Below are 271 nucleotides of genomic sequence, written 5' to 3' on the forward strand. Positions count from 1 at the left end.
CGCTCGACGCGCCCGTGACGAGCACGGTGCGCCCCGCCAGGGCCGCCCGTACGGCGCGCGGATCGCGGCAGGCGGGCGGGGAGAGCAGCAGACGCGAGACGAGCCTCATGTCCCTGTCTACCACGCTCCTCAGAAGGAGCGCAGCGCGCGCGCGACGCTCTCGCGGGAGAGCGTCCACGCCACCGGGAGCGCCGCGAGCGCGCCCACGACGAGCGTGACGCCCGCGACGGTGAGGATCACGCCGGGCGTGACGAGCGCGGCGCGCACCGCG

Origin of the sequence: Deinococcus pimensis DSM 21231 (assembly GCF_000519345.1) — a bacterium.
Lineage (GTDB): Bacteria > Deinococcota > Deinococci > Deinococcales > Deinococcaceae > Deinococcus_A > Deinococcus_A pimensis.